This window comes from Ruminococcus sp. CAG:57, from assembly GCF_000435935.1.
GTDB classification, from domain to species: domain Bacteria; phylum Bacillota; class Clostridia; order Oscillospirales; family Ruminococcaceae; genus Hominimerdicola; species Hominimerdicola aceti.
Genome location: NZ_FR890786.1, coordinates 1 through 1,097 on the forward strand (window position 1 = coordinate 1; position 1,097 = coordinate 1,097).

General features: G+C 44.7%; 1 protein-coding gene and 1 pseudogene. Both read left to right on the forward strand.

From position 1 onward, the window contains the following. Positions 1 to 484, forward strand: a pseudogene (locus QVO88_RS10360) (spermidine synthase); the annotation flags it as partial. An 11-nt stretch (positions 485 to 495) separates the two neighbouring features. Further along, on the forward strand, positions 496 to 1,097 hold a 602-nt coding region (gene speB / locus QVO88_RS10365), incomplete at its 3' end, for an agmatinase (RefSeq protein WP_288178013.1).

Below are 1,097 nucleotides of genomic sequence, written 5' to 3' on the forward strand. Positions count from 1 at the left end.
CTGTGCCTTTGACGACCCTAGACTTACCCTCTATATTGAGGACGGTCTGAAATTCGTTCGCCGCAAGGAAAATGAATATGACCTTATTATAGTTGACTCCACCGACCCGTTTGGACCGGGAGAGGGACTTTTTACAAAAGAATTTTACGGCAACTGCTCAAAGGCGCTCACAGATCAGGGAATATTGATAAACCAACATGAAAGCACTTATTATGATTCCTATGTGGATATGGTAAAGCGCACACACAGAAGAATAGGCAGTGCGTTCCCGGTTTCAATGGTCTATCAGACACATATACCTACCTATCCGTCGGGTCATTGGCTTTTCGGCTTTGCTTCTAAAAATCTTCACCCTATATATGACCTTAAGGCTGATGAGTGGAAAAAATTCGGCATAAAGACAAGATATTATAACACAGAGCTTCACAAGGGCTGTTTCGCACTGCCGAATTACGTCCTTGATGTACTTGAGGACTGTGACTAAAGGAGAAAAGTATGGAAAAAAATGTTCATACCTTTATAGGCTGTGATTGTGAATATGATGATTCAAAGATAGTCCTTTTCGGCGCACCATATGACAGCACAACTTCGTTCAGGCCGGGTACAAGATTTGCAAGCTCTGCAATGCGCAATGAGAGCTTCGGCATTGAGACTTATTCACCGTATCAGGATAAGGATCTCCTTGATGTGAATGTGTTCGACAGCGGCGACCTTGAACTGCCATTTGGCAATCCTGAGGGCGCACTGAGGGATATCCAAAGCCGTACATCAGAAATACTTGATGACGGCAAAGTGCCTTGCATGATAGGCGGCGAACACCTTGTCACTCTCGGTGCAGTTAGAGCTGTGGCAGAGAAATATCCAGATCTGCATATCGTTCACTTTGACGCTCATGCCGATCTGAGGGACGATTACCTTGGAGTGAAAGAGTCACACGCCTGTGTGCTTCATAGATGCTGGGATATTGTGGGCGACGGAAAGATATATCAATTTGGCATCAGAAGCGGTGACAGGGACGAGTTCAAGTTTGCGAAAGAGCATACTTTCATGGAAAAGTTCGGCTTTTTCAGACTTGACAGCATAGTGAAAAAACTTCA